General features: G+C 70.1%; 25 protein-coding genes and 2 pseudogenes. 18 read left to right on the top strand and 9 right to left on the bottom strand.

The window, feature by feature from the left end:
• The first annotated feature begins 5 nt into the window (after window positions 1–5).
• The 11 genes and pseudogenes from H531_RS0101515 to H531_RS13595 all read left to right on the top strand — a co-directional run bounded on the left by H531_RS0101515 (window position 6) and on the right by H531_RS13595 (window position 12,052).
• The gene (locus H531_RS0101515) at window positions 6–884 is read left to right on the top strand and encodes a DUF1385 domain-containing protein (RefSeq protein ID WP_022797600.1); all 879 of its coding nucleotides are present in this window, start codon (window positions 6–8) and stop codon (window positions 882–884) included.
• Window positions 881–1,972 (top strand): annotated as a pseudogene (gene mnmA / locus H531_RS12640) (tRNA 2-thiouridine(34) synthase MnmA); the annotation flags it as partial. The gene H531_RS0101515 and the pseudogene mnmA, both read left to right, overlap by 4 nt.
• A 71-nt stretch (window positions 1,973–2,043) precedes the next feature.
• The gene (gene pstS / locus H531_RS0101505; protein WP_022797598.1) at window positions 2,044–3,090 is read left to right on the top strand and encodes a phosphate ABC transporter substrate-binding protein PstS; all 1,047 of its coding nucleotides are present in this window, start codon (window positions 2,044–2,046) and stop codon (window positions 3,088–3,090) included.
• Window positions 3,091–3,152: 62 nt separating this feature from the next.
• Entirely contained in the window at window positions 3,153–4,100 is a 948-nt protein-coding gene (pstC, locus tag H531_RS0101500) for a phosphate ABC transporter permease subunit PstC (RefSeq protein WP_245540644.1), read from the top strand.
• Complete coding sequence (pstA, locus tag H531_RS0101495) at window positions 4,097–4,945, top strand: phosphate ABC transporter permease PstA (protein ID WP_022797596.1); 849 nt, start codon at window positions 4,097–4,099, stop codon at window positions 4,943–4,945. Before pstC ends, pstA begins: the two co-directional genes overlap by 4 nt.
• A complete protein-coding gene (gene pstB, locus H531_RS0101490; RefSeq protein WP_022797595.1) occupies window positions 4,946–5,728 on the top strand; it encodes a phosphate ABC transporter ATP-binding protein PstB in 783 nt (260 codons plus the stop codon).
• A 9-nt stretch (window positions 5,729–5,737) separates the two neighbouring features.
• Window positions 5,738–6,910, top strand: coding sequence for an MFS transporter (locus H531_RS0101485; RefSeq protein WP_022797594.1), 1,173 nt, complete (start codon window positions 5,738–5,740; stop codon window positions 6,908–6,910).
• Entirely contained in the window at window positions 6,910–7,941 is a 1,032-nt protein-coding gene (recF, locus tag H531_RS0101480) for a DNA replication/repair protein RecF (RefSeq protein WP_022797593.1), read from the top strand. The genes H531_RS0101485 and recF overlap by 1 nt, the downstream gene beginning before the upstream one ends.
• Window positions 7,926–8,690, top strand: coding sequence for a DciA family protein (locus tag H531_RS0101475; RefSeq protein WP_022797592.1), 765 nt, complete (start codon window positions 7,926–7,928; stop codon window positions 8,688–8,690). Before recF ends, H531_RS0101475 begins: the two co-directional genes overlap by 16 nt.
• A gap of 136 nt (window positions 8,691–8,826) precedes the next feature.
• Window positions 8,827–11,121, top strand: coding sequence for a xanthine dehydrogenase family protein molybdopterin-binding subunit (locus tag H531_RS0101470; protein ID WP_022797591.1), 2,295 nt, complete (start codon window positions 8,827–8,829; stop codon window positions 11,119–11,121).
• On the top strand, window positions 11,114–12,052 hold the full coding sequence (locus H531_RS13595) for a GGDEF domain-containing protein (RefSeq protein WP_022797590.1): 939 nt from the start codon (window positions 11,114–11,116) through the stop codon (window positions 12,050–12,052). Before H531_RS0101470 ends, H531_RS13595 begins: the two co-directional genes overlap by 8 nt.
• Before the next feature lie 32 nt (window positions 12,053–12,084).
• Here H531_RS13595 and H531_RS0101460 read toward each other — a convergent pair whose 3' ends face one another.
• Both H531_RS0101460 and H531_RS12630 read right to left on the bottom strand, forming a co-directional pair.
• Window positions 12,085–12,657, bottom strand: coding sequence for a DedA family protein (locus H531_RS0101460; protein WP_022797589.1), 573 nt, complete (start codon window positions 12,655–12,657; stop codon window positions 12,085–12,087).
• Window positions 12,624–13,283 (bottom strand): phosphatase PAP2 family protein, encoded by a 660-nt coding sequence (locus H531_RS12630; protein WP_022797588.1) that lies wholly within the window; start codon window positions 13,281–13,283, stop codon window positions 12,624–12,626. Before H531_RS12630 ends, H531_RS0101460 begins: the two co-directional genes overlap by 34 nt.
• Between H531_RS12630 and H531_RS13760 the strand changes: the two are divergent.
• Together H531_RS13760 and H531_RS0101450 are read left to right on the top strand one after the other, a co-directional pair.
• A pseudogene (locus H531_RS13760) lies at window positions 13,282–13,563 on the top strand (response regulator transcription factor); the annotation flags it as partial. The gene H531_RS12630 and the pseudogene H531_RS13760 sit on opposite strands and share 2 nt — an antisense overlap.
• Window positions 13,564–13,626: 63 nt before the next feature.
• Window positions 13,627–13,845: a Sec-independent protein translocase subunit TatA/TatB gene (locus tag H531_RS0101450; RefSeq protein WP_028490584.1), complete on the top strand. Its 219-nt coding sequence runs from the start codon at window positions 13,627–13,629 to the stop codon at window positions 13,843–13,845.
• 3 nt (window positions 13,846–13,848) lie between these two features.
• On the opposite strand, the gene H531_RS0101445 is transcribed toward H531_RS0101450, so the two are convergent.
• Both H531_RS0101445 and H531_RS0101440 read right to left on the bottom strand, forming a co-directional pair.
• Entirely contained in the window at window positions 13,849–15,006 is a 1,158-nt protein-coding gene (locus H531_RS0101445; protein ID WP_022797586.1) for a DUF1501 domain-containing protein, read from the bottom strand.
• Between the two features lie 9 nt (window positions 15,007–15,015).
• Window positions 15,016–16,137, bottom strand: a complete 1,122-nt coding sequence (locus H531_RS0101440) for a DUF1800 domain-containing protein (protein ID WP_022797585.1) — start codon at window positions 16,135–16,137, stop codon at window positions 15,016–15,018.
• Between the two features lie 102 nt (window positions 16,138–16,239).
• Here H531_RS0101440 and H531_RS0101435 point away from each other — a divergent pair, with 102 nt between their 5' ends.
• Complete coding sequence (locus H531_RS0101435; RefSeq protein WP_022797584.1) at window positions 16,240–17,097, top strand: NAD(P)-dependent oxidoreductase; 858 nt, start codon at window positions 16,240–16,242, stop codon at window positions 17,095–17,097.
• Window positions 17,098–17,223: 126 nt separating this feature from the next.
• On the opposite strand, the gene H531_RS14590 is transcribed toward H531_RS0101435, so the two are convergent.
• From H531_RS14590 to H531_RS0101410, 5 genes are all read right to left on the bottom strand, one after another.
• Complete coding sequence (locus H531_RS14590) at window positions 17,224–17,421, bottom strand: hypothetical protein (RefSeq protein ID WP_022797583.1); 198 nt, start codon at window positions 17,419–17,421, stop codon at window positions 17,224–17,226.
• Window positions 17,422–17,638: 217 nt separating this feature from the next.
• Window positions 17,639–18,037 carry a hypothetical protein gene (locus H531_RS12620; RefSeq protein WP_156860429.1) on the bottom strand — a complete coding sequence of 133 codons (399 nt, stop codon included), beginning with the start codon at window positions 18,035–18,037 and terminating at the stop codon, window positions 17,639–17,641.
• A 5-nt stretch (window positions 18,038–18,042) separates the two neighbouring features.
• Window positions 18,043–19,314, bottom strand: a complete 1,272-nt coding sequence (locus H531_RS15060; RefSeq protein WP_022797581.1) for a sensor histidine kinase — start codon at window positions 19,312–19,314, stop codon at window positions 18,043–18,045.
• Window positions 19,311–19,970, bottom strand: a complete 660-nt coding sequence (locus tag H531_RS0101415; protein ID WP_022797580.1) for a response regulator transcription factor — start codon at window positions 19,968–19,970, stop codon at window positions 19,311–19,313. Before H531_RS0101415 ends, H531_RS15060 begins: the two co-directional genes overlap by 4 nt.
• Complete coding sequence (locus H531_RS0101410; RefSeq protein ID WP_022797579.1) at window positions 19,971–20,417, bottom strand: c-type cytochrome; 447 nt, start codon at window positions 20,415–20,417, stop codon at window positions 19,971–19,973. It abuts the gene before it with no gap.
• A gap of 87 nt (window positions 20,418–20,504) precedes the next feature.
• On the opposite strand from H531_RS0101410, the gene H531_RS0101405 reads away from it, so the two are divergent.
• The 4 genes from H531_RS0101405 to H531_RS0101390 all read left to right on the top strand — a co-directional run bounded on the left by H531_RS0101405 (window position 20,505) and on the right by H531_RS0101390 (window position 24,823).
• Window positions 20,505–21,737 (top strand): Nramp family divalent metal transporter, encoded by a 1,233-nt coding sequence (locus H531_RS0101405; protein WP_022797578.1) that lies wholly within the window; start codon window positions 20,505–20,507, stop codon window positions 21,735–21,737.
• A 97-nt stretch (window positions 21,738–21,834) separates the two neighbouring features.
• Entirely contained in the window at window positions 21,835–22,962 is a 1,128-nt protein-coding gene (locus H531_RS0101400; RefSeq protein ID WP_022797577.1) for a polysaccharide deacetylase family protein, read from the top strand.
• Entirely contained in the window at window positions 22,959–23,957 is a 999-nt protein-coding gene (locus H531_RS12610) for a heparan-alpha-glucosaminide N-acetyltransferase domain-containing protein (protein WP_022797576.1), read from the top strand. The genes H531_RS0101400 and H531_RS12610 overlap by 4 nt, the downstream gene beginning before the upstream one ends.
• Window positions 23,906–24,823, top strand: coding sequence for a tetratricopeptide repeat protein (locus tag H531_RS0101390; protein ID WP_156860428.1), 918 nt, complete (start codon window positions 23,906–23,908; stop codon window positions 24,821–24,823). Before H531_RS12610 ends, H531_RS0101390 begins: the two co-directional genes overlap by 52 nt.
• The last annotated feature ends 28 nt before the right edge of the window (window positions 24,824–24,851 follow it).

Genomic DNA, 24,851 nt, shown 5'->3' with positions numbered 1-24,851 from the left:
GAGGGATGTGGCTTCTCTTTCTCGCCCAGAAGGCCACCCTCGGGGGGGCGGCGGCCCTCGAGGGGGTGATGATGAAGGCCCCCTGGGCCTGGGCCTTGGCCGTGCGCCTGCCCGAGGGCCAGATCCACGTGGAGCGCCACGAGGAGAAGGCCCTGGCTGAGCGCTACCCCTGGGCGAGGCTCCCCCTCCTCCGGGGCGTGGTGGCCCTTTGGGACGCCCTTAGCGTGAGCTACCGGGCCCTGGCCCGGAGCGCCGAGCTTGCGGGGGAGGAGCTTCCCAAGGGGGCGCTTTGGGGGACGGTGGCGGTGAGCCTCCTCCTCGGCCTTGCCCTTTTCATCGTCTTCCCCGGCTTCCTTTCCGGGCTCCTCGTAGATCCCGCCCGGCACCCCGTGCTCTACAACCTCCTGGCCGGCCTCCTCAAGGTGGGGCTCCTCGTGGGCTACCTCCTTTTCATCGGCCGCCTGCCGGAGATCCAGCGCTTCTTCATGTACCATGGGGCGGAGCACAAGGCCATCCACGCCTACGAGAAGGGCCTCCCCCTCACCGTGGAGAACGTACTGGCCCAGCCCCGCTTCCACCCCCGGTGCGGCACCACCTTCCTCGCCTTCGTGGTGGGGGTCTCGGTCCTGGTCTACAGCCTGATCCCGGCCCCTGAGGTCCTCTGGTGGCGGCTTCTCGCGAGGGTCCTCTTCCTGCCCCTGGTGGCGGCCCTGGCCTTTGAGCTCCTCTACTTCTCCGCGCGGCACGAGAACCCCCTTTCCCGGTTCCTCAGGGAGCTCGGCTTCCGCTTCCAGGCCCTCACCGTGGCCGAGCCCACCCCGGAGATGGTGGAGGTGGCCATAAGGAGCACCGAGGCCGCTTTGGGCGAGCGGGTGGCGGCATGAGGCGGGTTCTCGTGGCCATGTCCGGGGGGGTGGACTCCTCCGTGGCCGCCCTCCTCCTCAAGGAGGCGGGCTACGAGGTGGTGGGGGCCATGATGCGCTTTTGGCCCGACCTGCCCCCCCTGAGCCTGGAGGCGAAGGCGCCCCGGGCCTGGGAGAGCTGCTGCACCCCGGACGCCGCCTATGAGGCCAGGCGGGTGGCGGACCTCCTCGGCATCCCCTTTTACCTCCTGGACTACCGGGAGGTCTTTGAGGAGGCGATCATCCGGCCCTTCCTCGAGGACTACGCCCGGGGGCGCACCCCAAACCCCTGCGCCCGGTGCAACACCTTTGTCAAGTTCGGGGCCCTGCTCAAGCAGGCCCGGAGGCTCGGGCTGGACTATGTGGCCACCGGCCACTACGTGCGGAAGGAGGGGGAGGCCCTTTTTCGGGGCCTTGACCCAAGGAAGGACCAGAGCTACTTCCTCTGGGGCACCCCCAAGGAGGCCCTTCCCCACCTCCTCTTCCCCGTGGGGGGGCTCACCAAGCCCGAGGTGCGGGCCCTCGCCGAGAGGGCGGGCCTCCCCACGGCCAAAAAGCCCGAGAGCCAGAACCTCTGCTTCGTGGCCGGGGACGTGAAGGGCTTTCTCCAGGAGCGCCTGAAGCCCAGGCCCGGCCCCCTCGTGGACGCCTTGACGGGGGAGGTGGTGGGGGAGCACCAGGGGGCAAGCCTTTACACGGTGGGCCAGAAGAAGGGCCTCGGGCTTTCCAAGCCCCACCTGGAGCGGTACGTGGTGGGGGTGGACCCGGAGAGGAACGTGGTCTACGTGGGGCCCAAGGAGGCCTGTTACTGGGGTGGCCTCGAGGGGGAAGGGGTGAACCTCCTCGCCGAGCTCGGCGAGGAGGTGGAGGTCCAGGTGCGCTACCGCACGCCCCCGGTAAGGGCCCGGGTGGAGTCCCTAAACCCCTTGCGCCTCCGCCTGGCTAGCCCTGTTTTCGCCGTGACCCCGGGGCAGAGCGCCGTCTTCTACCAGGGGGAGAGGCTCCTTGGGGGCGCGGTGATCCGCAGGGGGCTTTACAACCTGGCAGGTCTCGAGGGCCCTGACCTTCTCCTGACAGAGGGGGGTCAGAGTACGGGTGGGAGGTTGGAGCGATGCGAGCAAGAGGAGTCCTACTGGCGTGGGTGGCCCTGGCGGGCCTAGGCTTGGCGCAGCAGACCCTCACCCTGGTGGGGGCGGGGGCCACCTTCCCCTACCCCCTGATGGCCAAGTACGCCGACGAGTACACGAGGCTCACCGGGGGCAAGGTGCGCGTCAACTACCAGTCCATCGGCTCCGGAGGCGGGATCCGCCAGTTCCTGGAGCAGACCGTCCACTTCGGCGCCTCCGATGCCCCCCTGGATGACGGGCGCCTCAAGGAGGTTCGGGAGCGGTTCAAGACCCAGGCCCTCAACCTCGCCTACGCCCTGGGGGCGGTGGTCCCCGTCTACAACCTGCCCGGGGTCAAGGAACCCCTGCGCTTCACCGGACCTGTCCTGGCCGACATCTACCTGGGCAAGGTCAAGACCTGGAACGACCCCGCCCTGCAAGAGCTGAACCCCGGCGTGAAGCTTCCCCCCCTCCCCATCACCGTGGTCCACCGCTCCGATGGCTCGGGCACGAGCTATGTCTTTACCGATTACCTGGCCAAGGTTTCCCGAGAGTGGGCCCAAAAGGTGGGCCGGGGCACCAGCGTGGAGTGGCCCGTGGGCGTGGGCGGCAAGGGCAACGAGGGCGTGGCCGGGGTGGTGCGGCAGACCCCGGGGGCCATCGGCTACGTGGAGCTCACCTACGCCAAGCAGAACAGCCTGGCCTACGGGGCGGTGCGGAACAAGGCGGGGCGCTTCGTTCTGGCCGACCTGGCCTCCATGAAGGCGGCGGCCAACGTGCCCCTTCCCGGGGACATGCGGGTCTCCCTCACCGATACCGCCGCTCCTGACGGCTACCCCATCGCCAGCTTCACCTACCTCCTCCTCTACGAGAACCTCTCCGTCAACAAGGCGGTGAAGTCCGAGGCCGAGGCCCGGGCCTTGGTGGAGTTCGTGAGGTGGATCCTCACCGAGGGGCAGAAGTACAACGAGCCCCTCACCTACGGGGCCCTTTCCCCGGTGGCCCAGCAGCGGGCCTTGGCCCTCCTCGCCCGTGTGACCTACGAGGGCAAGCCCCTGGGCAAGGAGATCGTGGGCCGGTAGAGCCCCTTTCCTAGAGGGTGGCCTTTCCCGGGGCCACCCCTTATCTTGTAGAGGGGTTGCCCATGAAGCGGCTCTACACCCACTTCGGCGACCGGGTCTTCGCCCTGGTCCTCCTGCTTCTGGCCCTCGGGGTGGTGGCCCTGGCCCTCCTCATGGCCTACGAGCTCTACCGGGGGGGGAGCCTGGCCCTAGGCCGGTTCGGCCTCCTGGGCTTCGCCTTAGGGAAGGAGTGGGACCCGGCCCTGGAGAAGACCTTCGGGGCCTGGCCCTACATCCTGGGCACCCTGATCGTGAGCCTCTCCGCCCTTTTCCTTTCCTTCTTCCCCGCCCTGGCGGCGGCCATCTTCGCCGCGGAGTACGCCCCGAGGTGGCTCGCCCAGATCCTGAACTTCCTCCTGGACCTCATGGCCGCGGTGCCCAGCGTGGTCTACGGCCTTTGGGGCATCTTTGTCCTGGCCCCCTGGCTCAGGGACAAGCTCCAGCTTCCCCTTTACCTCTGGGCGGCGGAGCACGCCCCAGGCCTTCTCCCCCTCCTGGGCGTCCCCACGGGCTACGGCCTGATGACCGCCGTCCTGATCCTGGCCTCCATGATCGTTCCCTACACCGCCGCCCTGGCCCGGGACGCCATCGCCTTGGTGCCCAGGGAGCACCGGGAGGCCGCTTACGCCTTGGGGGCTACCCGCTGGGAGGTGATGCGCCTGGCCATCCTGCCCCTGGCCCGGGGCGGCATCCTCGCCGGGGCCTTCCTGGCCCTGGCCCGGGCCGTGGGGGAGACCATGGCGGTGACCATGGTGATCGGCAACTCCCACAAGCTCCCCTACACCCTCTTCGGCGGGGCGGCCACCATGCCTAGCGTCATTGCCAACGAGTTCACCGAGGCGGTGGAAGACCTGCACCTCTCCGCCCTGATCGGGGTGGGCTTCCTCCTCTTCCTGGTGTCCATGGCGGTCAACTTCACCGCCGCCTACGTGCTCCGGCGCCAGGAGCGCCTGGTGAAGGGGGTCCTATGAGCCGGGAGAGGGACCTGGCCTTAAGGCGGCGCTACCGGGTGGAGCGTCTCATGCTGGCCCTCGTGGCCCTGGGCACCCTTCTCGCCTTTTTGGTCCTCTTCCTGGTCCTGGTCTACGCCCTCTTCCAGGGGCTAGGGGCCTTAAACCTGGACTTCTTCCTCAAGGACATGCGCCCCCCGGGGGAGGCGGGAGGGGGCCTCAGGCAGGCCATCGTGGGTACCCTCATCGTGGACGGCCTGGGCCTCCTCCTCGCCTTACCTTTTGGGCTTGCGGCGGGGATCCTCCTCGCCGAGTACCCCGACCACCCCCTGAACCCCTACCTGAGGCTCCTCTCGGACACCCTGAACGGGATGCCCGCCATCCTCTTTGGCCTTCTGGCCTTTATCCTCGTGGTGAAGCCCATGGGGGGCTTCTCCGGCCTCTCCGGGGCCTTCGCCCTGGGTTTCCTCATGATCCCCATCCTGGCCCGGAGCACCGAGGGGGTGCTCTCCTTGGTGCCCAAGGAGGTTCGGGAGGCCGGGCTCGCCCTGGGGCTTCCCCGCTGGCGGGTCATCCTCTCCCTGGTGCTGCCCACGGCCCGGGCCGGGCTCATCACCGGCATCCTCCTGGCCTTCGCCCGGGCGGCCGGGGAGGCCGCTCCCCTCCTCTTCACCGCCTTCGGCAGCCCCCTCCTGGAGCTCAACCCCCTGAAGCCCATGGACACCCTGCCCCTGAGGCTCTTCGCCTTCGCCATTAGCCCCTACGAGGACTGGCACCAGAAGGCTTGGGCCGCTGGCCTCGTGCTCTTCGGGTTCATCACCCTGACGAGCCTGCTCGCCCGCTGGGCCTCGAGGAGGAGGTTCTAGATGGTCAAGGAAGCCCTGGACGTGCACATGGAGTCCCGGAAGCTCGTGGTCCGCTACGGCACCCGCCTGGGCGTGGGGGTGGGTGGGGGGGTGAGCCTGCCCCTCTACCGGCACCGGATCACCGCCCTCATCGGCCCCTCGGGTTGCGGAAAAACCACCTTTCTCCGGGCCCTAAACCGGATGCACGACCTGACCCCTTCGGCCAAGGTGGAGGGGGAGGTGCTCCTGGACGGGGAGAACATCTATGCCCCTGGGGTGGACCCCGTCCTGGTGCGCCGCCGGGTGGGCATGGTTTTCCAGAAGCCCACCGCCTTCCCCACCATGTCCATCTACGACAACGTGGCCGCGGGGCTCAAGCTCGTAGGCGTGCGCGACCGCAAGCGGCTAGACGAGGCCGTGGAGCGGGCCCTCAAGGGGGCTGCCCTTTGGGAGGAGGTCAAGGACCGCCTCAGGGCCCCGGCGAGCGGCCTCTCCGGGGGACAGCAGCAGCGCCTCACCATCGCCCGCGCCCTGGCGGTGGGGCCGGAGGTGCTCCTCATGGATGAGCCCACCGCCAGCCTGGACCCCATCTCCACCCAGGCCATCGAGGACCTCCTGCTGACCTTAAAAGAGCAGGTCACCATCGTCATCGTCACCCACAACATGCAACAGGCGGCCCGGGTCTCGGACTATACCGCCTTTTTCCTCAACGGGGAGATGGTGGAGTTTGGGCCCACGGAGACCCTTTTCACCAAGCCCAAAGACCCCCGGACCGAAGCCTACATCACAGGGCGCTTCGGCTAAAATCGGCCCATGTCGCCCCTTGCCCTCCTCTTCCTCACCCTGTTCAACAGCGTCCTGGGGCTTTCCATCCTCTTTCCTATCCTTGGGCCTTTGGCCCGGGAGCTTGGCCTAAGCGAGGTCCAGGTGGGCCTCTTCTCCACGGGCTACGCCCTGATGCAGTTCCTCCTCTCCCCCTACTGGGGCAGGCGGAGCGAAAGGGGCAGGAAGCCCGTGCTCCTCTTGGGCATCCTGGGCTTCGCCTTCAGCTTTTTCCTCTTCGGGTTCTTTGCCCTTCTGGGGCAGAAAGGCCTTTTGCCCCAGGGCCTCCTCTTCCCCCTCCTCCTCCTCTCGCGGCTCCTCGGGGGGGCCTTCAGCTCCGCCACCCTGCCCACGGCCCAGGCCTATGTGGCCGACGTGACCGGGCGGGAGGGCCGTACCGCAGGCATGGCCCTCCTGGGAGCGGCCTTCGGCTTAGCGGTGATCCTCGGGCCCGCCCTGGGGGCGGGGCTTGCCGCCCTTTTGGGCCTTCTGGCACCGGTGTTCTTCTCGGCGGGGATCGCCCTATTGAACGCCCTCTTCGTGCGCCTCGCCCTTCCTGAATCCCGGCCCCGGGGGAGCGGGGAGGGGGGGAGGCTTTCCCCCTTGGACCCCAGGGTCTTCCCCCTGCTCCTCGTGGGGTTTGCCCTGAACACTTCCAGCGTGGCCCTGGAGCAGACGGTGGCCTTCTACTTCCAAGACCGCCTGGGGCTTTCCGGGGTGGCCACGGCCCGGGCCGTGGGGGAGGCCTTGGTCCTCTACGGGCTGGTGGCGGTCTTCATCCAAGGGTTCGTGGTGCGGAGGCTTTCCTGGCCTCCGCGGACCCTCCTGCTCCTGGGCCTTCCCTTAGGGATTGCGGGCTTTCTGGTCCTGATCCTGGCCCGCAGCTTTCCCGTCCTGACCCTGGGCCTGGCCCTCCAGGGGGCGGGCGCGGCCCTGGCGGGGCCGGGGGTGACGGCGGCCCTCTCCCTAGCGGTGGGGGAAGGGGAGCAGGGCCTGGTGGCCGGGCTCAACAGCTCGGCCCAGGCCCTGGGGCGGATGCTGGGGCCCGTTCTGGGCACAGGGCTTTACCGCCTGGCCCCCGAGGCGCCCTACCTCCTTGGGGCCGGGCTCCTCCTTCTGGTCCTCCTGGGCCTACCCACCCTTTTCCGAAGGGTTCGGCTCTGATGCGGCTTCTCTCCTTCCGGCAAAAGCACTTCCGCAACCTGGCCTTTTCGGAGTTTCTCCCCCCGGGAGGCCTCTTCGCCGTGGTGGGGGGGAACGCCCAGGGGAAGACGAGCCTCCTCCTCGCCTTCCACCTGGTCCTCGGTGGGGAGGTGCGGGGGGCGTTGGGGGACCTGGTGCGTTTTGGGGCCCAGGAGGCCTGGCTCCAGGCGGAGGTGGAGACGGAGTTCGGGGTTTACCGGGCGGAGCAGAGGATCACCCCGGAGGGCCGGGAAGTGCGCCTCAACGAGAGGCCTGTGGGCCTAAGGGCCCTCTTTGAGCTTCCGGGTTCGGTGCTGGTCCTTCCCGAGGACGTGGAGGTGGTCCTGGGGGCCAAGGAGGAAAGGCGGGGCTTCTTGGACCGGCTGCTCTCCCGTTTTTCCAGGCGCTACGCCGCCCTCCTCTCCGCCTACGAGAAGGCCCTCCGCCAACGGAACGCCCTCCTGAAGGCGGGGGGAGAGGGGCTGGAGGTGTGGGACCGGGAGCTGGCCCGTTACGGGGAGGAGATCATGGCCTTCAGGCGGCGCTTCCTTAGGCGCTTCCTTCCCCTTTTCCAGGAGGTCTACCGCGCCCTTTCCCCCGGGGAGGCGGGGCTTAGGCTGGAGGAAAGCGTCCAGGGGGAGTTCCTTCGGGCCCTTCAGGAAAGCCGGGAAGAGGAGCGCCTCAAGGGGCAGACCCTCCTTGGCCCCCACCGGGACGACCTGGTCTTCCTCCTCTCGGGGCGTCCGGCCCACCGCTTCGCCAGCCGGGGGGAGGCCAAGGCCCTGGCCCTGGCCCTGCGCCTGGCGGAGCACCGCCTTCTGGCCGAGCACTATGGGGAGCCCCCCCTTCTCCTCGTGGACGAGTGGAGCGAGGAGCTGGACGAGGCCCGGCGGAAGGCGGTCCTGGCCTACGCCCAAACCCTACCCCAGGCGGTCCTGGCGGGGCTTTTAGCCCCGGAGGGGGTGCGGGTATGCTCCATGCAAAGGGGGGTGGTCCTGTGCCCTGGCGGCTGAAGCAGGTCATCCCAGAGGCCTTGAGGCAGGCAGGGGGAGAAGAGCGGCTCAAGCGGGGACGGGTGCTCGCCGCTTGGCGGGAGGTGGTGGGGCGGGAGCTCGCCCAGCTCACGGAGGCGGTGGCCCTGGAAAAGGGGGTTCTCCTGGTCCAAGTCTCCGATCCCGTGGTGGCCCACCACCTCACCTACAGCCGCCTGGCCTTGCTCAGGCGCTATGGGGAGCGCTTCCCGGGGATGGTTAGGGAGATCCGCTTCCAGGTGGGCCGCCTCGAGGCCAGGGAAGGGGAGAGGGCCCAGGCTCCCAACCCAGGGCCTCCCCTCGAGCTTAGCCGTAAGGCCCTGGCCCTGGCCCAGGAGGCCCCTCCCGGGCTCAGGGAGCCCGTGGCCCGGGCCGCCTTGGCCCTCCTGAAGGGGCGTAGGGGGGATCCCTGCCCCATCTGCGAGGCCCCCAGTGAGGACCACCCCTGCCCTACCTGCCGCCGCCTTCTGCACGATCCGGCGGTGCGCAAGGAGGCGGAGCGCCTAAAGCGGGGGAAACCGGCCACCTTAGCGGGGGAAGGCCTCCTGGTGGCCCGCCACCTGGCCCGGGAGAGCCTGCTCCAGGAGATGCGGGACCTCTATCCTCAGGCCCTGCGGGAAGAGGGCCTAAGGCCTCTCCTTCAGGACCTGGCCGGGCGCTTCCGGGCCCTCTTTCCCCAAGAGCCCCTCCCCGAGGGCGTGAGAAGCCTTTTGGGGGGGGGCGGCCCGTAAGGCTGCCCACCCCAGCAGGAAGGCTTTGGCCTCCTTTCTGTCTCTTTACCACGGGTTGCAGAAAGCTGCCCCTCGGTAGCCTCCCAGGGGAGACCTTTTCCCTGCGCTCTGGGGCGCAAGGCCTTAGAATGTCCCCATGGCGCTCATCGGTACCCCCCTGCGCCGCCTCGAGGACGAGAAGCTTCTTAGGGGCCAGGGCCGCTTTCTGGACGACCTGGCCTATCCCGGCACCCTTCACCTGGCCCTCCTCCGCTCCCCCGTGGCCTCGGCGAGGATCCTGGGCCTCCGCCGGGCCCAGGCCCTGGCCCTTCCTGGAGTGGTGGCGGTCTATACCGGGGAGGAGGTCCCCTTAAAGGTCCCCGTCCGTGCCCCCCAGGGGGCCAAGGCCGCTTTCCACCCGGCCCTGGCCCAAGGGGTGGTGCGTTACGTGGGCGAGCCCATCGCCGCGGTCTTGGCCGAGACCCGGGCCCAGGCGGAGGACGCCCTCCAGGCCCTGGCGGAGGGCCTGGACCTGGAGCCTTTGCCCCAGGTGGCCTCCCTGGAGGAGGCCCTCGAGGACCGGGTCCTGGTCCATCCTGAGCTCGGCACCAACCTGGCCCACCGCCGCTACCTCCGGGCGGGGGAGGTGGAGGAGGCCTTCCGCCGGGCCCACCGGGTGGTCCGGGCCCGGATCCGCATCCCCCGCCTCGCCCCAACCCCCCTGGAAGGGCGAGGGGTGCTGGCGGTGCCGGAAGGCGGGGGGCTTTTGGTCTACACCAGCACCCAGGTGCCCCACCGGGTGCGGGACCTCCTGGCCGAGGCCCTGGGCCTGCCCCAGGAGGCGGTGCGGGTGGTGGCCCCCGACGTGGGGGGCGGGTTCGGGGCCAAGCTCAACCTCTACCCCGAGGAGATGCTGGCCGCCCACCTGGCCCTGAGGACCGGGCGGCCGGTGAAGTGGGTGGAGGGTCGGCGGGAGGCCTTTCTGGCTACGACCCATGGCCGCGGCCAGGTGGGGGAGGTGGCCCTGGCCCTCTCCGAGGAGGGGGAGGTCCTGGGGCTTCGGGCGAGGATCCTGGCCGACGCCGGGGCCTACCTCCTGGACACCACCCTACCTCCCCACGGGGGGACGGTGCTGATGCTCCAGGGGCCCTACGCCCTGCCCGCTCTGGAGGTGGAGCTCCTCGCCCTCTACACCCACGCCACCCCCACCGGGGCCTACCGAGGGGCGGGCCGGCCGGAGGCCACCTTTTACCTGGAACGAATCTTTGAAATTGCCGCCAAGGATCTGGGGGAGGACCCCGTGCGCTTCCGCCGCCGGCACCTCCTCCGGGGCCCCTTCCCCTACCGGACCCTCACCGGGGCGGTCTACGACAGCGGGGACTACCCCAAGGCCCTGGAGGCCCTCCTGGAGGCCGCCCGCTACGAGGAGCTGAGGCGCTTCCAGGAGGAGGCCAGGCGGACGGGGCGGCTTGTGGGCCTGGGCCTCGCCCTCTACGTGGAGGTCACGGGCTTCGGCTACGAGGTGGGGGTGGTCCGGGTCCACCCCGATGGGAGCGCCACCCTCTTCACCGGCACCTCCCCCCACGGCCAGGGGGCGGCCACCGCCTTCGCCCAGATCGCCGCGGATACCCTGGGGATTCCCCCGGAGCGGATCCGGGTGGTCCACGGGGACACCCAGGCCGTGCCCCTGGGCCAGGGCACGGGGGGAAGCCGCACCCTCCAGGTGGGGGGGTCGGCCATCCTCCTGGCCGCGGAGCGGGTGCGGGAGAAGATGCGCCGCATCGCCGCCCATCTCCTGGAGGCGGCCCCCGAGGACCTGGAGCTTTCAGAGGGGGCCTTCCGCGTGCGGGGGACCCCCCTGGCCCTCCCCGTGGCCGAGGTGGCCCGGGCCGCCCACGACCCCAGGCGGCTACCCCCGGGCCTCGAGCCCGGCCTGGAGGAGAAGGCGACCTTTTCCCTCCAGGGGGCAAGCTACCCCTTCGGGGCGCACCTGGCCCTGGTGGAGGTGGACCCAGACACCTATGCCGTCCGCCTCCTCGGCTACTGGGCCGTGGACGACGTGGGCCGGGTGGTGAACCCCCTCCTGGTGGAAGGCCAGGTCCAGGGGGGGGTGGTCCAGGGCCTGGGCCAGGCCCTCCTGGAGGAGGTGGCCCTGGACCCTTACGGCCAGAACCTCACGGCGAGCCTTCTGGAGTACGCCCTTCCCCGGGCGCAGCAGGCCCCAAAGGTGGCGGCCCTGCGCACGGAAACCCCTTCCCCTACGAACCCCTTGGGGGCCAAGGGGATCGGGGAGGCGGGGGCCATCGCCGCCCCGCCCGCCATCGCCAACGCTGTTCTGGACGCTCTGGGCCTGGTCCACCTGGACATCCCCCTCACGCCGGAAAGGCTCTTTCGGGCGGTCCGGGGCCGCGCGGAAGCGGCCCCCGAAGGGGCTTCCCGGAACCTTGAATAGGTCCCAAGGGGCGGTCTGGTCCTGGCTCTTCCGCCTCTACTGGCGGCTCGCCCTGGTCCCCGCGGTCTGGCTCCCCGTGGTCCTCTGGTCCGGGGGCCCGGCCATGGTCTGGGCCACCCTCCTCTACTGGGGCGCCCTGGCGTTGGCCCGCCTGCTCGCTTGGCGCTTCCCGGAACGGGAAGGGGCCGCGATAGCCTTCCACCTGGGAACAGCGGTCTTCACCGCCACCTACACCCTGGTGAGCCCTCCCCAGGCCGTGGCCCCCGGGCTTGCCCCCTCGGAGTGGCGGCTGGCGATCGGGGCCTTCCAGACCATGGGGATCTACGTTCTGGCCGCCTTCGCCGGATGGCCGGGCCTGGCGGCGGGGCTCGGGATCCTCCTCCTCGCTCCTTGGCCCAGCCTGGAGAGCCGGCTCCTCCTCGCCGCCAGCAGCGTGCCGGCCCTGGTGGCGGGCCTCAGCGTCCACTGGCTCATCCGCCGCTTCCAAAGCCTGCAAGCCATCGTCCAGGGCGAGGCCCTCACCGACGCCCTCACAGGGCTTGCCAACCGCCGCGCCCTGGAGCGGGATTTTCCGAGCTACCAGGCCCTGGCCCAGCGGGAAGGCCTGTGCTTGGCCCTTTCCCTTTGGGACCTGGACGGCCTGAAGGCCGTCAACGACCGCGAGGGGCACGCCGCCGGGGACGCCTACCTCAAGCGCTTCGCCCGCACCCTTAGGGAGGAGTCCCGGGAGGGGGACGCCCTCTACCGCCTGGGAGGGGATGAGTTCGTGGGCCTTCACCTGGGGCTTAGGGACGGGGCCTCCCTCGAGGAGCGCGTCAAGCGCCGCTTTCCCGGGGTTTCCGTGGGCTTCTCCCCCGTAGGCACGTCCTCCCTGGAGGAGGCCCTTTCCGCCGCCGACCGGGCCATGTACCAAAAGAAGCGCTCCTCCTAGCCGGGGTACCCGCCCCCAGGCCACGGCCCGCCTCACCGCCGCCTCGCCTCCCAAAGGGCAGGCAGGAGGGAGACGAGGACCACCAGGCCCACCACCAGGAGGAGGTAGCGGTCTAGGCCCGGCAGGGCCCGCCCGAGGAGGTAGCCCAAGAGGGTCACCCCCTGCGTCCAGAGCAGGGTCCCCAGGAAGGAGAGAGGGAGGAAGCGGCGGTAGGGGTAGGCGAAGGCCCCCGCCACGAAGGGCATGCCCGTGCGCACCACGGGGATCAGGGGGGCGAGGAGGAGGGCCAGCGCTCCCCGGCGCCTGAGAAAGGCCTCGGTCTTTTCCCAGTGCTCGGGCCGCATCCGGGCCTTGAGCCCTCTCCCGAGCCGCCGTCCCCAGAAGTAGCCCAGCTGATGGCCCAGGAAAGAGCCCAGGAAAAGGAGGAGGAGGCTTGGGCCCAGGGCCAGGTGCCCCGCGGCGGCGAAGAGGCCCACTGTGACGAGGAAGCTATCCCCGGGCAGGAAGAAGCCGAACAGAAGGCCCGTCTCCACCAGGGGAAGGGCGAAAAGGCCGGGGTAGGAGAGGGTTTCTAGAAGTGACTTGGCGTCCAGCGCCACACCCATAGCGTCCAGGCTACCGCAAGGGCCCAGCCCCCGAGGACGTCCGAGGGGTAGTGGACCTGGAGGTAGAGGCGGGAGAGGCCCACCAGAAAGGCCCAGGGGAGGCCCAGGGCCAGAACCCAGAAGGCCGGCCGAAAGCGGTTCCCCCGGGGTTGGGGGACCCCGGAGAAGAGGAGGTAAAGGGAGAGGACCAGGGCCAGGCTGATCTCGGCATGGCCCGAGGGAAAGCCGTACCCCGCCTCCCGGATCGGGGAGGGGAAGAGGTGGGGGCGTTCCCGGGCGAAGGCCCACTTGGCGACCTCGGTCCAGAAGGCACCCCCGGCTATGGCCAGCACCCAAGGGGCCCAGGCCCTCCGCCCCAGGTAGGCCCGGGTCAGCCCCAGAGGGATAAGGGGAACAAGGAGTAGGAGAGGAAGGAGGGCCTTAAAGGAGGCGGATTGGGAAAGGAGGAGGGCCAGCCTGTCCAGAAAGGGGGTGCGGTGGGCGTGGAGAAAGGCCAGGAGGAGAAGGTCCGGGGGCAGGGCGTCGCGGTGCCGGGTCAGCGCCCCCAGGAGCAGGAAAAGGAGAAAAGCCCAAAGGGGTAGGGCAGAAGGGAGCGGCGGAACTAGGGTGCGGGCAGGGCGCGGCATGGGGGGAAGCCTAGCCGCTATGCCTGAGGCCCAGGTGAAATCCCCTCTGGGGGAACGAGGAGGAGGGTCTGGGGGAGGCGGCCTGGCCTTGGGGCCGCGGGAATGCCCTGGCGCGAGCGGTGCCGCACCCCTCCTCAGCGAGCGGGAGATCCTGAGGCTCATCGCTCGCGGACTTTCCAACAAAGAGATCGCCAAGGCCCTGGGCATCCGCCCTAGCACGGTTAAGACCCATGTGGAAAGCCTTCTGGAGAAGCTTGGGGCCAGCGACCGGACCGAGGCCGCAGTCAAGGCCTTGCGGGGACTTCAGCTTCGGTTCAGGTTGGCCCCTAACAATGAAACCGCCATGATTGACAGTCCGGCCCAGCTCATCGCCATCCTGGTGGTAGCTCTCCTCCTCTTCGGCCCCCGGAAGCTCCCCGAGCTCGCCCGGGGCCTTGGCCAGTCCGTACGGGAGTTCAAGCGGAGCATGGAGGGGGTGGTGGAGGAGGTCAAGGAGGAGGCCAAGCCCCCCGAGGCCCCCAAACCCCCGGAGGCCAAGGCGGAAGAGCCCAAAAAAGGGTAGGCCCTAGACCAGGGGAATGGGGGCTGGGCCCGGGCCCAGGATGGAGGCGGGCTCGAGGCCCAAAAAGCGCAGCGCAGCCGCGTAGACGGCGCGGAAGTCCAGCTGAAAGCGGAGGTCCCCCTCGTCCAGGTCCTCGAGGTCGGGCTCGGGGCCCAAGACCCCGCCCCTCACCGGCCCGAGGGCGAACATCAGCCCTCCCTTGCCGTGGTCGGTGCCGTAGGAGGCGTTCTCCTGAGCCCGTCTCCCGAACTCGGAGAAGCCCAGGACCAGCACCTCCCGCTCCCTTCCCAGAAGGCGCATCTCCTGGTGGAAGGCGGCAAGCCCCTGGGCCAGGAGGCCGAGGAGCTCCTCGTGCCGCTTGGGCTGGTCGGCGTGGGTGTCAAAGCTCCCTAAGGAGACGTAGAAGACCCGGGTGGGCAGCTCGGCGGCGATCATGCGGGCCACGTCGGCCAGGGCCCTGCCAAAGGGGTGGTTGGGGTAGTCCACCCGGTTCTTCACCCCCCGGGCCCGCCCCACCTGGGCCAAGGTGGCCTTGAGCCTTAGGAAGGCCTGGCGCACCGCCTCCGCCTCCCCCTGCCTGGGGCGGAGGAGGGCCTCCTCCCAGCGGGTGCGCAAGGGAGGAGGGAGCCTCAGCTCAAAGCCCTCCAGGCTCTCCACGCTGGGGGCCAGGGCCTGGCTCCCGGTGAGGGCCAAGGGGGTGCTGGCCCCCAGGTAGGTCTCGCACAGGGGGTCCGCTCCCTGGTCCAAAAGCCGCCCGAGCCAGCCCGAGGCCGCCTTTCGCTCGGGGTCCGCAGTGTGCCAGACCGCCATGGAGACGAAGTGGCTCCGGCTGGGATTGGGGTAGCCCACCTGGGGGAGGAGGGCCAAGGCCCCTGCCTCGTAGAGGGGCATGAGGGGCCGGAGGGCGGGGTGCAGGCCCAGGCGCCCGTTCAGGTCCAGCACCTCCCGGGCAGGCACCGCGAGCCTCGGCCTCAGGCGGTAGTAGAGCTCCTGCCGGTAGGGCACCAGGGTGTTGAGCTGGTCGTTCCCCCCGGAAAGCTGGACCACCACCAGGATCTTCTCCCCGGCCTCCGCCGCCAGGGCGGTGCGCCAAAAAAGGGTCGGGGCCTGGCTCAGGGCAAGGCCCAAGAGGCCGCTTTTGACGAACTCGCGCCGATCCACACTCACCTCCTAAAGGAGCTGGGCCTCGGGGCGGACGAGGGCCTCGAGGCCTTCCCCGTCCGCGAAGACAAAAAGGTCCAAGGGCCCTTTCAGGCCCGCCGCCAAATTGAGCCGGACGAGGAGGGCGGTGTCCCCAAGCCAGGCCCGGCCCCCCTCCCAGCCCTTGACGTTCGGGGGGTTGAAGGGGGCCTGCCCCATGGCGGGAAGGGCCCGGATCCAGGCCCTGGGCACCTCCCGCAAGGAGGCGGCGTAGGCCAGGCCCACCACGTGCTCCACGGGGCTCCGCACCAAGAGGCCCCGTGCTCGGTAGAAGGCCTCCTGCTGGAAGAGGTAGGCGAGGGCCTCCCGGAAGCCCATCTCCTTGAGGATCCGCGCCACCTCGGCCTCGAGGGCGGGCTCGGGGTTGGGGGCAAAGTAGAAGGCGAGGAGCTTGCGGGCGAGGCGCCCGTAGGTGGCGGGGTGGTCGGCCAGGATCTCCAGGACCTCGTCCCCGCCCTCCACCTCCCTCCCCAGGAAGCGCTTCTTGCCCGGGTCGTGCCAGGCCCGGCGGAAGAGGAAGCGGGGCTTCCCCGCTTTGAGGGCCTTCTCGTCCACGGAATAGCCGGTGAAGGCGCGGGCGGCGGCCATCACGTCCTCCTCGCCGTAGTGGCCCACCCCCAGGGTGAAGAGCTCCAGAAGCTCCCGAGCCCAGTTCTCGTTGGGGTGCTCCTTGCGGCTTTGAGCGTTGTCCAGGTAGAGGAGCATGGCGGGGTCGCGGGCCACGGCGAAGAGGAGGTCCCGGAAGGAGCCGTAGGCGAGGGTGCGGAAGGTTTGGTTCTGCAGGCTCATGGCCTGGGGGGAGCGCACCTTCCTCAGCTCGCTGGTGAAGTGGCCGTGGAGGAAGAGGACGAGCCTTTCTGCGGCCGGGGTGGGGGTGGTGAGCCAGTGGTTCAGCCACCAGGCGGTGAGGGGCTCCCAGGCCTCCCCGGGCTTCTCCGGGAGCTCGGGGTCGGGGGGGAGGGCAGGCGGGGCGAGAAGCCGCTCCACCGCCCCCTTGAGCCCCAGCTCGGCCAAGGCCTCCGCCTCCTCCTTCCGGCCCCGGGCGGCGGCCCGGCGCAGGAGGTGGGCGGCCTCGAGGGGGGTGAAGTCCATGCTCGCCTCCTCGCCCGGGGAGCCTAAGCCCGGAGGCTAAAGGGAGCAAGGGGCGTTTCCTTAAGCCGAGCTTAAGGGCCCCCCCTGGGGTAGGATGGGGGTATGCGGCGGATCGGCTTCGTGGGGCTTGGGAGCATGGGCCTCCCCATGGCCAAGAACCTGGCCAAAGCGGGGTACGAGGTTCTGGCCTGGAACCGCACGCCCAAGGAGGCGGAGGGCCTCATCCCGGTGGGAAGCCCCAAGGAGGCGGCGGAAACGGGAGTGGTCATCACCATGCTGGCGGACGACGCCGCCACCGAGGCCGTCCTCCCCGAGATCCTGGAGGGGCTTCCCCCGGGGGGCCTCCACATCGCCATGAGCACCCTGGGGGTGCCCTACTCCCGCGCCCTCTGGGAAAGGCATAGGCAGGCGGGGAAGCGCTACCTGGCGGCCCCCGTCTTCGGCCGGCCCGAGGCGGCGGCCAAGGGGGAGCTCAGGATCGTGGTGGCGGGGGCGCCCGCGGACGTGGAGGAGGCGAGGCCCCTCCTCAAGGCCCTGGGGGTGGAGGTCTACGAGGTGGGGGAGGCCCCCCACCTGGCCCACGCGGTGAAGCTCGGGGGGAACTTCCTCATCGCCAGCATGCTGGAGGCCCTTTCCGAGGCCTACGTGCTGGTGGAGAGGAACGGGGTGAGGCGGGAGGCCTTTTACGAGGTGGTGCGGGGCTTTTTCCGCTCCCCGATCTACGAGGCCTACGGGCGGATCCTTCTGGAAAGGCGCTTCAGCCCCCCCGGGTTCAAGCTCCGGCTGGGGCTCAAGGACGTACGCCTCATTCACCAGGCGGCGGACACCACCCACACGCCCCTGCCCCTCGGGCACCTTCTACTGGACCGGTTTCTGGAAGGGGTGGCGAGGGGGATGGGGGAGGAGGACTGGACCGCAGTCCTTCGGCTCGCCGAGGCCCAGGCGGGCCTCGAGGGGTAAGGGCCCCACTCTTGGTCCGCGCTTTCCCTTCGTGCTTGCGCTCTAGACATCGCCCCGGCGCGGGGAGAGAACAGAAGCTCCTGGCCTCCGAGTCAAGCTTCCCTCAAAGTGCACCCCAGGAGATATCTACCTCATACATGTGAGAGTCCCCACCTGAATATGGTCTTGCGAGGGCGAATATTTCGGCGCTACGAGCTGGCCGGAGCGGTACCGGATTTTCCCAGCTCGTCTGCCCTTCAAGCTAAGGAGCTTTTTCTCCCAGCCGGGACCATAGACCTTTTTGAAGCGCTCTAGGGCCTTTTCCATCTCCTCGGGTAAGATCATGCTTTCATCTTAACGCCGGTAGGCCTGCCACAGCTCCCACCCGGCCCAGGCGGCCAGGGCGAAGGGTAGTCCCCACGCACGTGGGGATGGACCGCCATTCTTATAGATGTGGAGCTGCGAGGTGCCTCACGCGTATAGGCGAGGAAGGCCGCTGGCCCCCAAGCTGGGGGCCAGCGGCCTCAGGAAGGGACTTGGGTAAACCGCCCCTACTCCAGGGTTAGGGCTTCTTGGAGGAGGGCTTGGCCGCCTTCAGGGGCATGAGGCTCCCGTCCTTCCCCACGGCCACGTTCCGGTTCTTGAGCAGCGTGCCCAAGGTGTAGACCCGCTTCCCCACCTTGACCTCGAGCTCCTCCAGGGCCATGCCCTTCTTGACCACGGGGTAGCGGTAGGTGGCCTTGGGGAGCTTGAAGACCACGTAGGCTGCCTTCTCTAGCGCCTCGGCCGCCGGAGCCACGCCCTTGCCGCTTTCCCAGAGGGCCATGCCCTTGGCGTCCTCCAGGATAAGAACCGTGCTGGGCGGCAGGACCTTAGGCGGGAAGGCCGCGCTCACCGTGAGCTTCCCCTGGGTGGCCGGGGCGGCCAGGGCCAGGGCCGATGCCATCAAGAGCCACGCCATCCGTTTCATGCTGCACCTCCGGAGCTTGGCGCTCCAGAGAGAAGCCTAGGGAATGAGGCTGAATCTGGTCTGAAGCGGAGGCGGGCCCGGAAAGGGGGACCGGGGACGAGGACGAGGGAACCCCCTAGGGCCAGGGCCACCTGGCGCGCCACCCTCAGGCCCAGACCTTCCCGGGCCCTCGAGGAGGGCCCGGGTCCCTGGTCCTCCACCTCCAGGTAGGCCCCTTCCGCGTCCTGGCCCACCCGAAGCCGCACCGTGCCCTGGCCGTGGAGGAGGGCGTTCTGCACAAGGTTATTGAGGGCCCGTTCCAGGAGCCTGGCGTCCGCCGCCACCCTGGCGGAGACCCCTTCCAGGACGAGCTCCCGCCCCAGGGCCACGGCGAGGGGCTGGAAGCGGTCAAAGGCCTCCGAGACGAGGGCGTAAAGGTCCACCTCGGCCAGCCTCAGGTCCTGGGCCCCGGCCCGGGAGAGGGCGAGGAGGTTTTCCGCCAGGGCCTCGAGGCGCTCCGCCTGCACCTTGAGCCGCTTCAGGGCCTCCCGGTCCACCCTTTCTTGGGCCAGGAGGCTTTCCAGGCCCACCCGAAAGGCGGCGATGGGGGTCTTGAGCTCGTGGCTGGCCAGGGCCAGGAAGGCCTGTTCCCGGGCCCGCTCCTCCTTCAGGGTCCTGAGCAACTGGGCGAAGGCCTGGGCAAGGCTTGCCACCTCATCCCGGCCCGGCAAGGGGGGTATGGGCTCAAAGCGAAGGGCGGCCTCGGCCAGGCGCTTCAGGGGACTCAGGACCGGGCGGAGGAGGAGGTAGGCCAGGGCCCCAGACAAAAGCCCCACCAGGAGGAGGAGGGGGAGGCCCAGGCGCAGGTAGAGGAGGGCGAGCCGCTCCACCAGGCCCAGGGGCTGGGCCACCACCACCCTGAGCCCCCCCCGCTCCAGGGCCAGGGCCCGCCAGCCCGCCAGGGAAACGGGCCTTTCGTGGACCAGGCCCTTGAGGAGGTTCGGGGCGGAGGGCAGGCCCCCCTGCCAGACCAGCCGTCCCCCCTCGTAGATCCAGGCGGCGGCGGGGAAGTCCCCGAAGAGCAGGTCGGCCTCCTCTTCGGGGGGCACCTGCCGGTCCGGGGTGGCCAGGGCCTCCTGCAGGAGGGTGCGGGCCTGGAGGCGCAGGGTGCGGTCCACCTCCAGGAGGGCCAGGCGGGAGAGGAGGAGGCTGGAGAGGAAAAGGCCCAGGGCCAGGCCCAGGAAGGCCACGAGCCCCGTGAGCAGCGCAATGCGGGACCTGAGGCTCATCCGGGGACGCGGTAGCCCAGGCCCCGGACCGTTTCTATGAGGCCCTCCCCCAGCTTTTTCCGCAGGTTCTTGATGTAGACCTCCACCAGGTTGGACTCCCCCTCGTACCCCGGTCCCCATACCCGCTCCAGAATTTCCTCCTTGCTGAAAAGCCGCCCCGGGTTCAGGAGAAGGAGCTCCAGGACCTGGTACTCCTTGGCCGTGAGGGGGACGGGAACCCCCTTCCTCAGCACCCTCCGGCTCTCCACCTCCAGGGCCACCTCCCCTACCTCCACCCGCTTGGGCCGGATCTCCCCCCGGCGGAGGAGGGCCCGGACCCGGGCGATGAGCTCGGGCAGGTGGAAGGGCTTGGTGAGGTAGTCCTCCCCCACCTCCAGGCCCAGGAGGCGGTCCTCGAGGGCGTCCCGGGCAGTGAGGAAGAGGATGGGCTTCTGGAGGCCCATCTCCCTCACGGCCCGGGCGAAGCGGAAGCCCGCCTCCTCGCCTTCGGGCAGGCGTACGTCCAGGATCAGGGCGTCCAGGGGGTGGGCGAGGAGGAGGGACCAGGCCTCCTCCTCCCCCTTGGCCCAGTGGACCTGGAAGCCGTGCCGCGCCAAGGCCTCCGCCACCGTCTGGCCCAGGGCCTCCTCGTCCTCCAGGAGGAGCAGGGCGGCCATCTAGAGCTTCAGGCTCTTTCTGAGGGCGTAGACCTTGTCCGGGGTGAGCTTCTTGGCCCGCTCCTTGGCGATCTCGGCGGCGGTGTAGGCCTTGAAGCCCTTGGGGGGCTTGTTGCCCAGGTTGGTGCTGATGTAGTTCAGGATCGCGGCGATCTCCCCGTCCTTAAGCTGGGGCCCCCAGGCGGACATCTGCCCGTTGTAGGTCTGGCCCTTCACCTGGATGCTGCCCTGCAGGCCGAAGAGGAGGACGTCCATGAGGTAGGTCCTCCCCCCGGGCTTGGCCAGGATCTCCTGGACGTGGCCTGCCAGGGGCGGGAAGGCCCCCGGGAGGCCCTGGCCGCTCGGCTGGTGGCAGCCCGAGCAGTACTGGCTGTAAAGGCCCTGCCCGCTCTGTCCCCAGGCGAGGCCCAGGGCCAAGAGCGCCCACGCGTACGCTCGCTTGCCCATGCTGCACCTCCAGGGTTCAGTTTAGCCCAAGGGCTGAAGCCAGGCTGAAGGTGGGCGGCGCCCTGGCCCAGGGTGTATAGTGGGGGCATGACGGGATTAGGCCTGCCTAAAAGGCGGCCTTGGTGGTGGTATCTAGGTCCTGCCTTCCTGGTCTCCGTGGGCTACATGGACCCCGGCAACTGGGCCACCAGCCTCGAGGCGGGAAGCCGCTACGGGTACGGCCTCCTCTTCGTGGTCACCCTGTCCAGCGCCATGGCCATGCTCTTCCAGGCCCTGGCGGCCAAGCTGGGGGTGGCCACGGGCCTGGATCTGGCCGAGCACCTGCGGGCCCGGTACCCCGGCTCCTTCGGGCGCTTCCTCTTCCTCACCGCCTTTCTGGCCATGGTGGCCACGGACCTGGCGGAGTTCATGGGCATGGCCGTGGCCCTGAACCTCCTCCTGGGCCTCCCCCTGGTGCTGGCCGCCTGGCTTACGGTCCTGGACGTCTTCCTCCTCCTTTACCTGGAGCGCTTCGGGGTGCGGGCGGTGGAGGGGGCCATCGTGGCCCTGGTGGGGGTGGTGGGCCTGGCCTACATGGTGGAGCTCTACCTGGCCCATCCTCCCCTCACCGCCCTCCTGCGCCACGCGTTCCTTCCGGATTCCACCCTCCTGGACCCCGGGGGGCTTTACGTGGCCCTGGGCATCCTGGGGGCCACGGTCATGCCCCACAACCTCTTCCTGCACTCGGCCCAGGTGAAAACCCGGCTTGGGGAGGAGCGAAAGAGGGTCTACCGCCTCCTCCTCGTGGACACGGCCCTGGCCCTGACGGGGGCCTGGCTGGTGAACGCGGCCATCTTGGTGGTGGCGGCCGCCGTCTTTCACGAAAGGGGGCTGGCCATCGCCGACCTGGCCGAGGCCTACCGCACCCTGGCCCCCCTCCTGGGCCCCCTGGCGGCCCTGGCCTTCGGGGTGGGCCTCCTGGCCAGTGGCCTCTCCAGCACCGCCACCGGCACCCTGGCCGCCCAGGTGGTGGTGGAGGGGTTCCTGCGGGCCCGGGCCAGGCCCGCCCGGCTCCGCCTGGTCACCCGGCTCCTGGCGGTGCTCCCCGCCACCCTGGCCCTTACCTTCGGGGCCTCGCCCATGGCCCTCATCGTCCTTTCCCAGGTGGTCCTTTCCTTCCAGCTCCCCTTCACCCTCTTCCCCCTGGTCCGCCTCACCGAGGACCCCGGCGTCATGGGCCCCATGGCCAACCCTCCGGCCGTCCGCCTCCTGGCCTGGGCCGCCGCCCTCCTCGTCCTCGCCCTCAACCTCTTCCTCCTCTTCCGCGGCCTCGGGGGCTGAGGGGCTCAAGGGGCCCGGACCGGGTCGGCTTCAGGCGCCCTTCAGGTTTCCTGCCCACCCTGAGCGGGGAGACGGGCGGTCCCCTTAAACTTAGGCCATGTTGCCTTTCCTCCTAATGCTGGCGCCTTTGCCCTACGTGGAGGGCCCGGGGGCGGCCAAGCCCCTGCCCAAGGAGCCCCTCCCCACCCTGTCCCTTTCCCTGCCGGGGCTGGTGCGGGCCAACTACCTCTCCAACGGCCACCTCGAGGCCGCCCATCTGGTCCTGGAGGTCCCCAAGGACAAGGCCTCCCCGCCCTCCCTCCTCAGGCTCGCCCAGGAGGCCCTGAGCCTGGCCCTGGCGGCCAGGCCCGGCCTGGGAGAGGTGGACCTCTCCCTCTACCCGAGCCCCTACCCGGGCCCGGCGGGATTCCCCCTCTTCACCGCCAGCGTCCCCCGGGAGCGGGTCAGGGACTTCCTCGCCCTGAAGGCCCCTTCGGGGTACGACCGGCTCTGGCTGAACCCGGGCCTCGTCCCCAGGCGCCCCCCCGAGCCCGTCCTGGAGGACCGTCCCCGCCTGGAGGGCCCCGAGGCTTACCGGGCCAAGGAGAAGGCCGAGCAGGTGCGGGCGAGCCGCTTGGGCTTCCGGGGAGGAGTCCTGTACCACGGGAACCCCGGGGCGCCCTACGCCGCCCTCACCTTTGACGACGCCCCCCACCCCCTCTTTACCCCTCTTCTCCTGGACACCCTGAGGCGGCTGGACCTCAAGGCCACCTTCTTCGTCATCGGCCGCAACGCGGAGGCCTACCCCTACTTCGTGCGGGACCTGGTGGCCCAGGGCCACGAGCTTGGCAACCACACCTACCACCACGTGCGCCTCCCGGGCCTCCCCGAGGAGGCGATCCGGGAGGAGATCCTGGCCTGCAGCGAGGTCCTCCTCCGCCTCACGGGCCAAAGCCCGCGCTACTTCCGCCCACCCGGGGGGCGGTACGACCGCACTGTGCTCGCCGTGGCCCGGGAGCTCGGCCTCACCACGGTCTTCTGGACCGACGACCCCGGGGACTACGCGGGCCTGCCCCCTCAGGTCCTGGAGGCCCGCCTCGCGGCCCACCTGCGCCCCGGGGGCATCGTCCTCCTGCACGACAACGTGCGGGCCACCCTCGAGGTCCTGCCGGCCTTTGCCCGGCTGGCCCAGGGCCGGGGGCTCGCCCTGGGCCCCGTTTCGGGGCTCCTTCTGGCCCGGCGATGAGAAACCCCGCTTTGGACGCCTTCCGGGGCCTCACCGTCTTCCTCATGCTCCTCGTGAACAACCTGCCCCCCGGGGCCCCCGCCTGGATGGCCCATGGGCCCTTCGGCCGGAGCTACTACCTGGCGGACTGGGTCTTTCCCTGGTTTCTCCTGGCCATGGGGGCGGCCATCCCCTTCAGCCGCAGGGGCTTCCTCCGGCGCGGCCTGCCCCCTTGGCGCTACGAGGTGCGCGTCCTCCGCAGGGCCTTCGGCCTCTTTCTTTTGGGCCTGGGCCTCACCAGCCTGCGGGCGGGCCGGCCGGTCTTCGCCCTGGATGTGCTCCAACTCTTGGCCCTGGCCTACCTGGTGGGGGCCTGGCTCTACGACCTTCCCCCCCTAAGGCGCCTCTTCCTGGCCCTCCTGCTCCTCCTGGGGTACGGGGCGGCCCTCCTCCTGGTCCCCATCCCCGGGGTGGGGGCGGGGGTCTTCCGGGAGGAGGCCAACCTCCCCCTGCACCTGAACCGCACCTACCTGGCCCCCTTGGGCCTTAGGGGCCTCCTCTCCGCCATCCCTACCGGGGGGTTTGTCCTTCTCGCCACCTTCCTGGGGGAGGCCCTCGTGGAGGGGAGGAGGGCCTGGACCCTGGCCCTAGGCCTCCTGGGCCTGGCCCTGGGCCTGGCGGGGAGCCCCCTTCTCCCCCCCGACAAGACCTACTGGACCCCCACCTACCTCCTCCTCGCCTTAGGGCTGGGCGCCCCTCTCCTCCTCCTCCTGGAGAGGCTTCCGGGCTGGCTCCTCCGGCCCTTCCTCCCCTTGGGGGCGAACCCCCTTCTCGCCTACGCCCTGCCCCTTGCCCTGAAAACCCTCCTCCAGGCCCCCTTGCGGGCCCTCCTTACCGCCCTCACCCTTCGGTTCGGGGCCGCTTTGGGGGGCTGGGCCTGGTCGGCGCTGTATATTCTGGGATGGTGGTTCGTCTTCTTCTGGCTCTATCGCTTGGGCTGGTCCCTGCGGCTCTAGCCTTCCCCCTGCACAGCCCGGCGTTCCAAGCCCTCGTCCAGGACTCCTACCGGGAGGTGCAGGGGGCCCCGCCCTTCCTGCCCTGGCTGGAAGGGGCCTACGCCCGGGCCTTCGGTGAACCCCTGGAGCGGGCGCTCCGCAGGGAGAGGGCGGAGGGGGGCCTCGAGGCGGCCCGCTTCGCCTTCCGCCTGGTGAAGCGCCTCCTCCCCCGCTTCAGCCTCGAGGAGGGGTACGAGTTCGCCTACGCCGCCCTCAAGGGGGAGCGCCAGTGCTTGCTCCAGGGGGTGCTGGTCCAGGGCCTCCTGGAGGAGGCGGGCTACCCTGCGGGGGTCTACATGGTCTGGAAGAACCCCGAGGGCCGGGAGAGCAACCTGGGGCACGCCGTGGCCGTCCTCCGGCTTAAGGGACGGGACTACCTGGTGGACCCCTCGGAGCCCGAGCCCCTGGCCCGCCACCAGGGCCTCTTCCTCCTGGCCGAGGGCGCGTACCGCTTCGCCGAGCCCCTCTACGGGCCCGACGGGGGCATCCAGGCCTACCGGGTGGGGGGCAGGCTCCTCCCCCCGGACCGGGTCGCGCCCCTGCCCTACGCCTTCGTCCGCAGCCAGTTTTACTACTACCGGGGAGAGCAGGCCAAGGGGGGCCTGTGGGACCGCCGCAAGACCCCGGAGGGCCTGGCCCGTTCCGAGGCCATGTTCCGCCAGGCCCTGGCCCTGGACCCCAAGAACCCCTTGGCCCGCTACGCCCTGGGCCTCCTACTCGCCCGCGAGGGGCGGCCCGAGGGGAAGGGGTACCTGCGGGAGGCCTACGCCCTCTACCAGGCCTACGGCCACGTGCCCCAGGGGCCGAGGGAGGCCCTGGGCCGCTAGGTGGCGGCACCTGGGCCCGCCCCGCGTC

The sequence above is a fragment of the Thermus islandicus DSM 21543 genome (genome assembly GCF_000421625.1).
Taxonomy (GTDB): Bacteria; Deinococcota; Deinococci; order Deinococcales; family Thermaceae; genus Thermus; species Thermus islandicus.
This window is presented reverse-complemented; position numbering and strand designations above follow the sequence as displayed.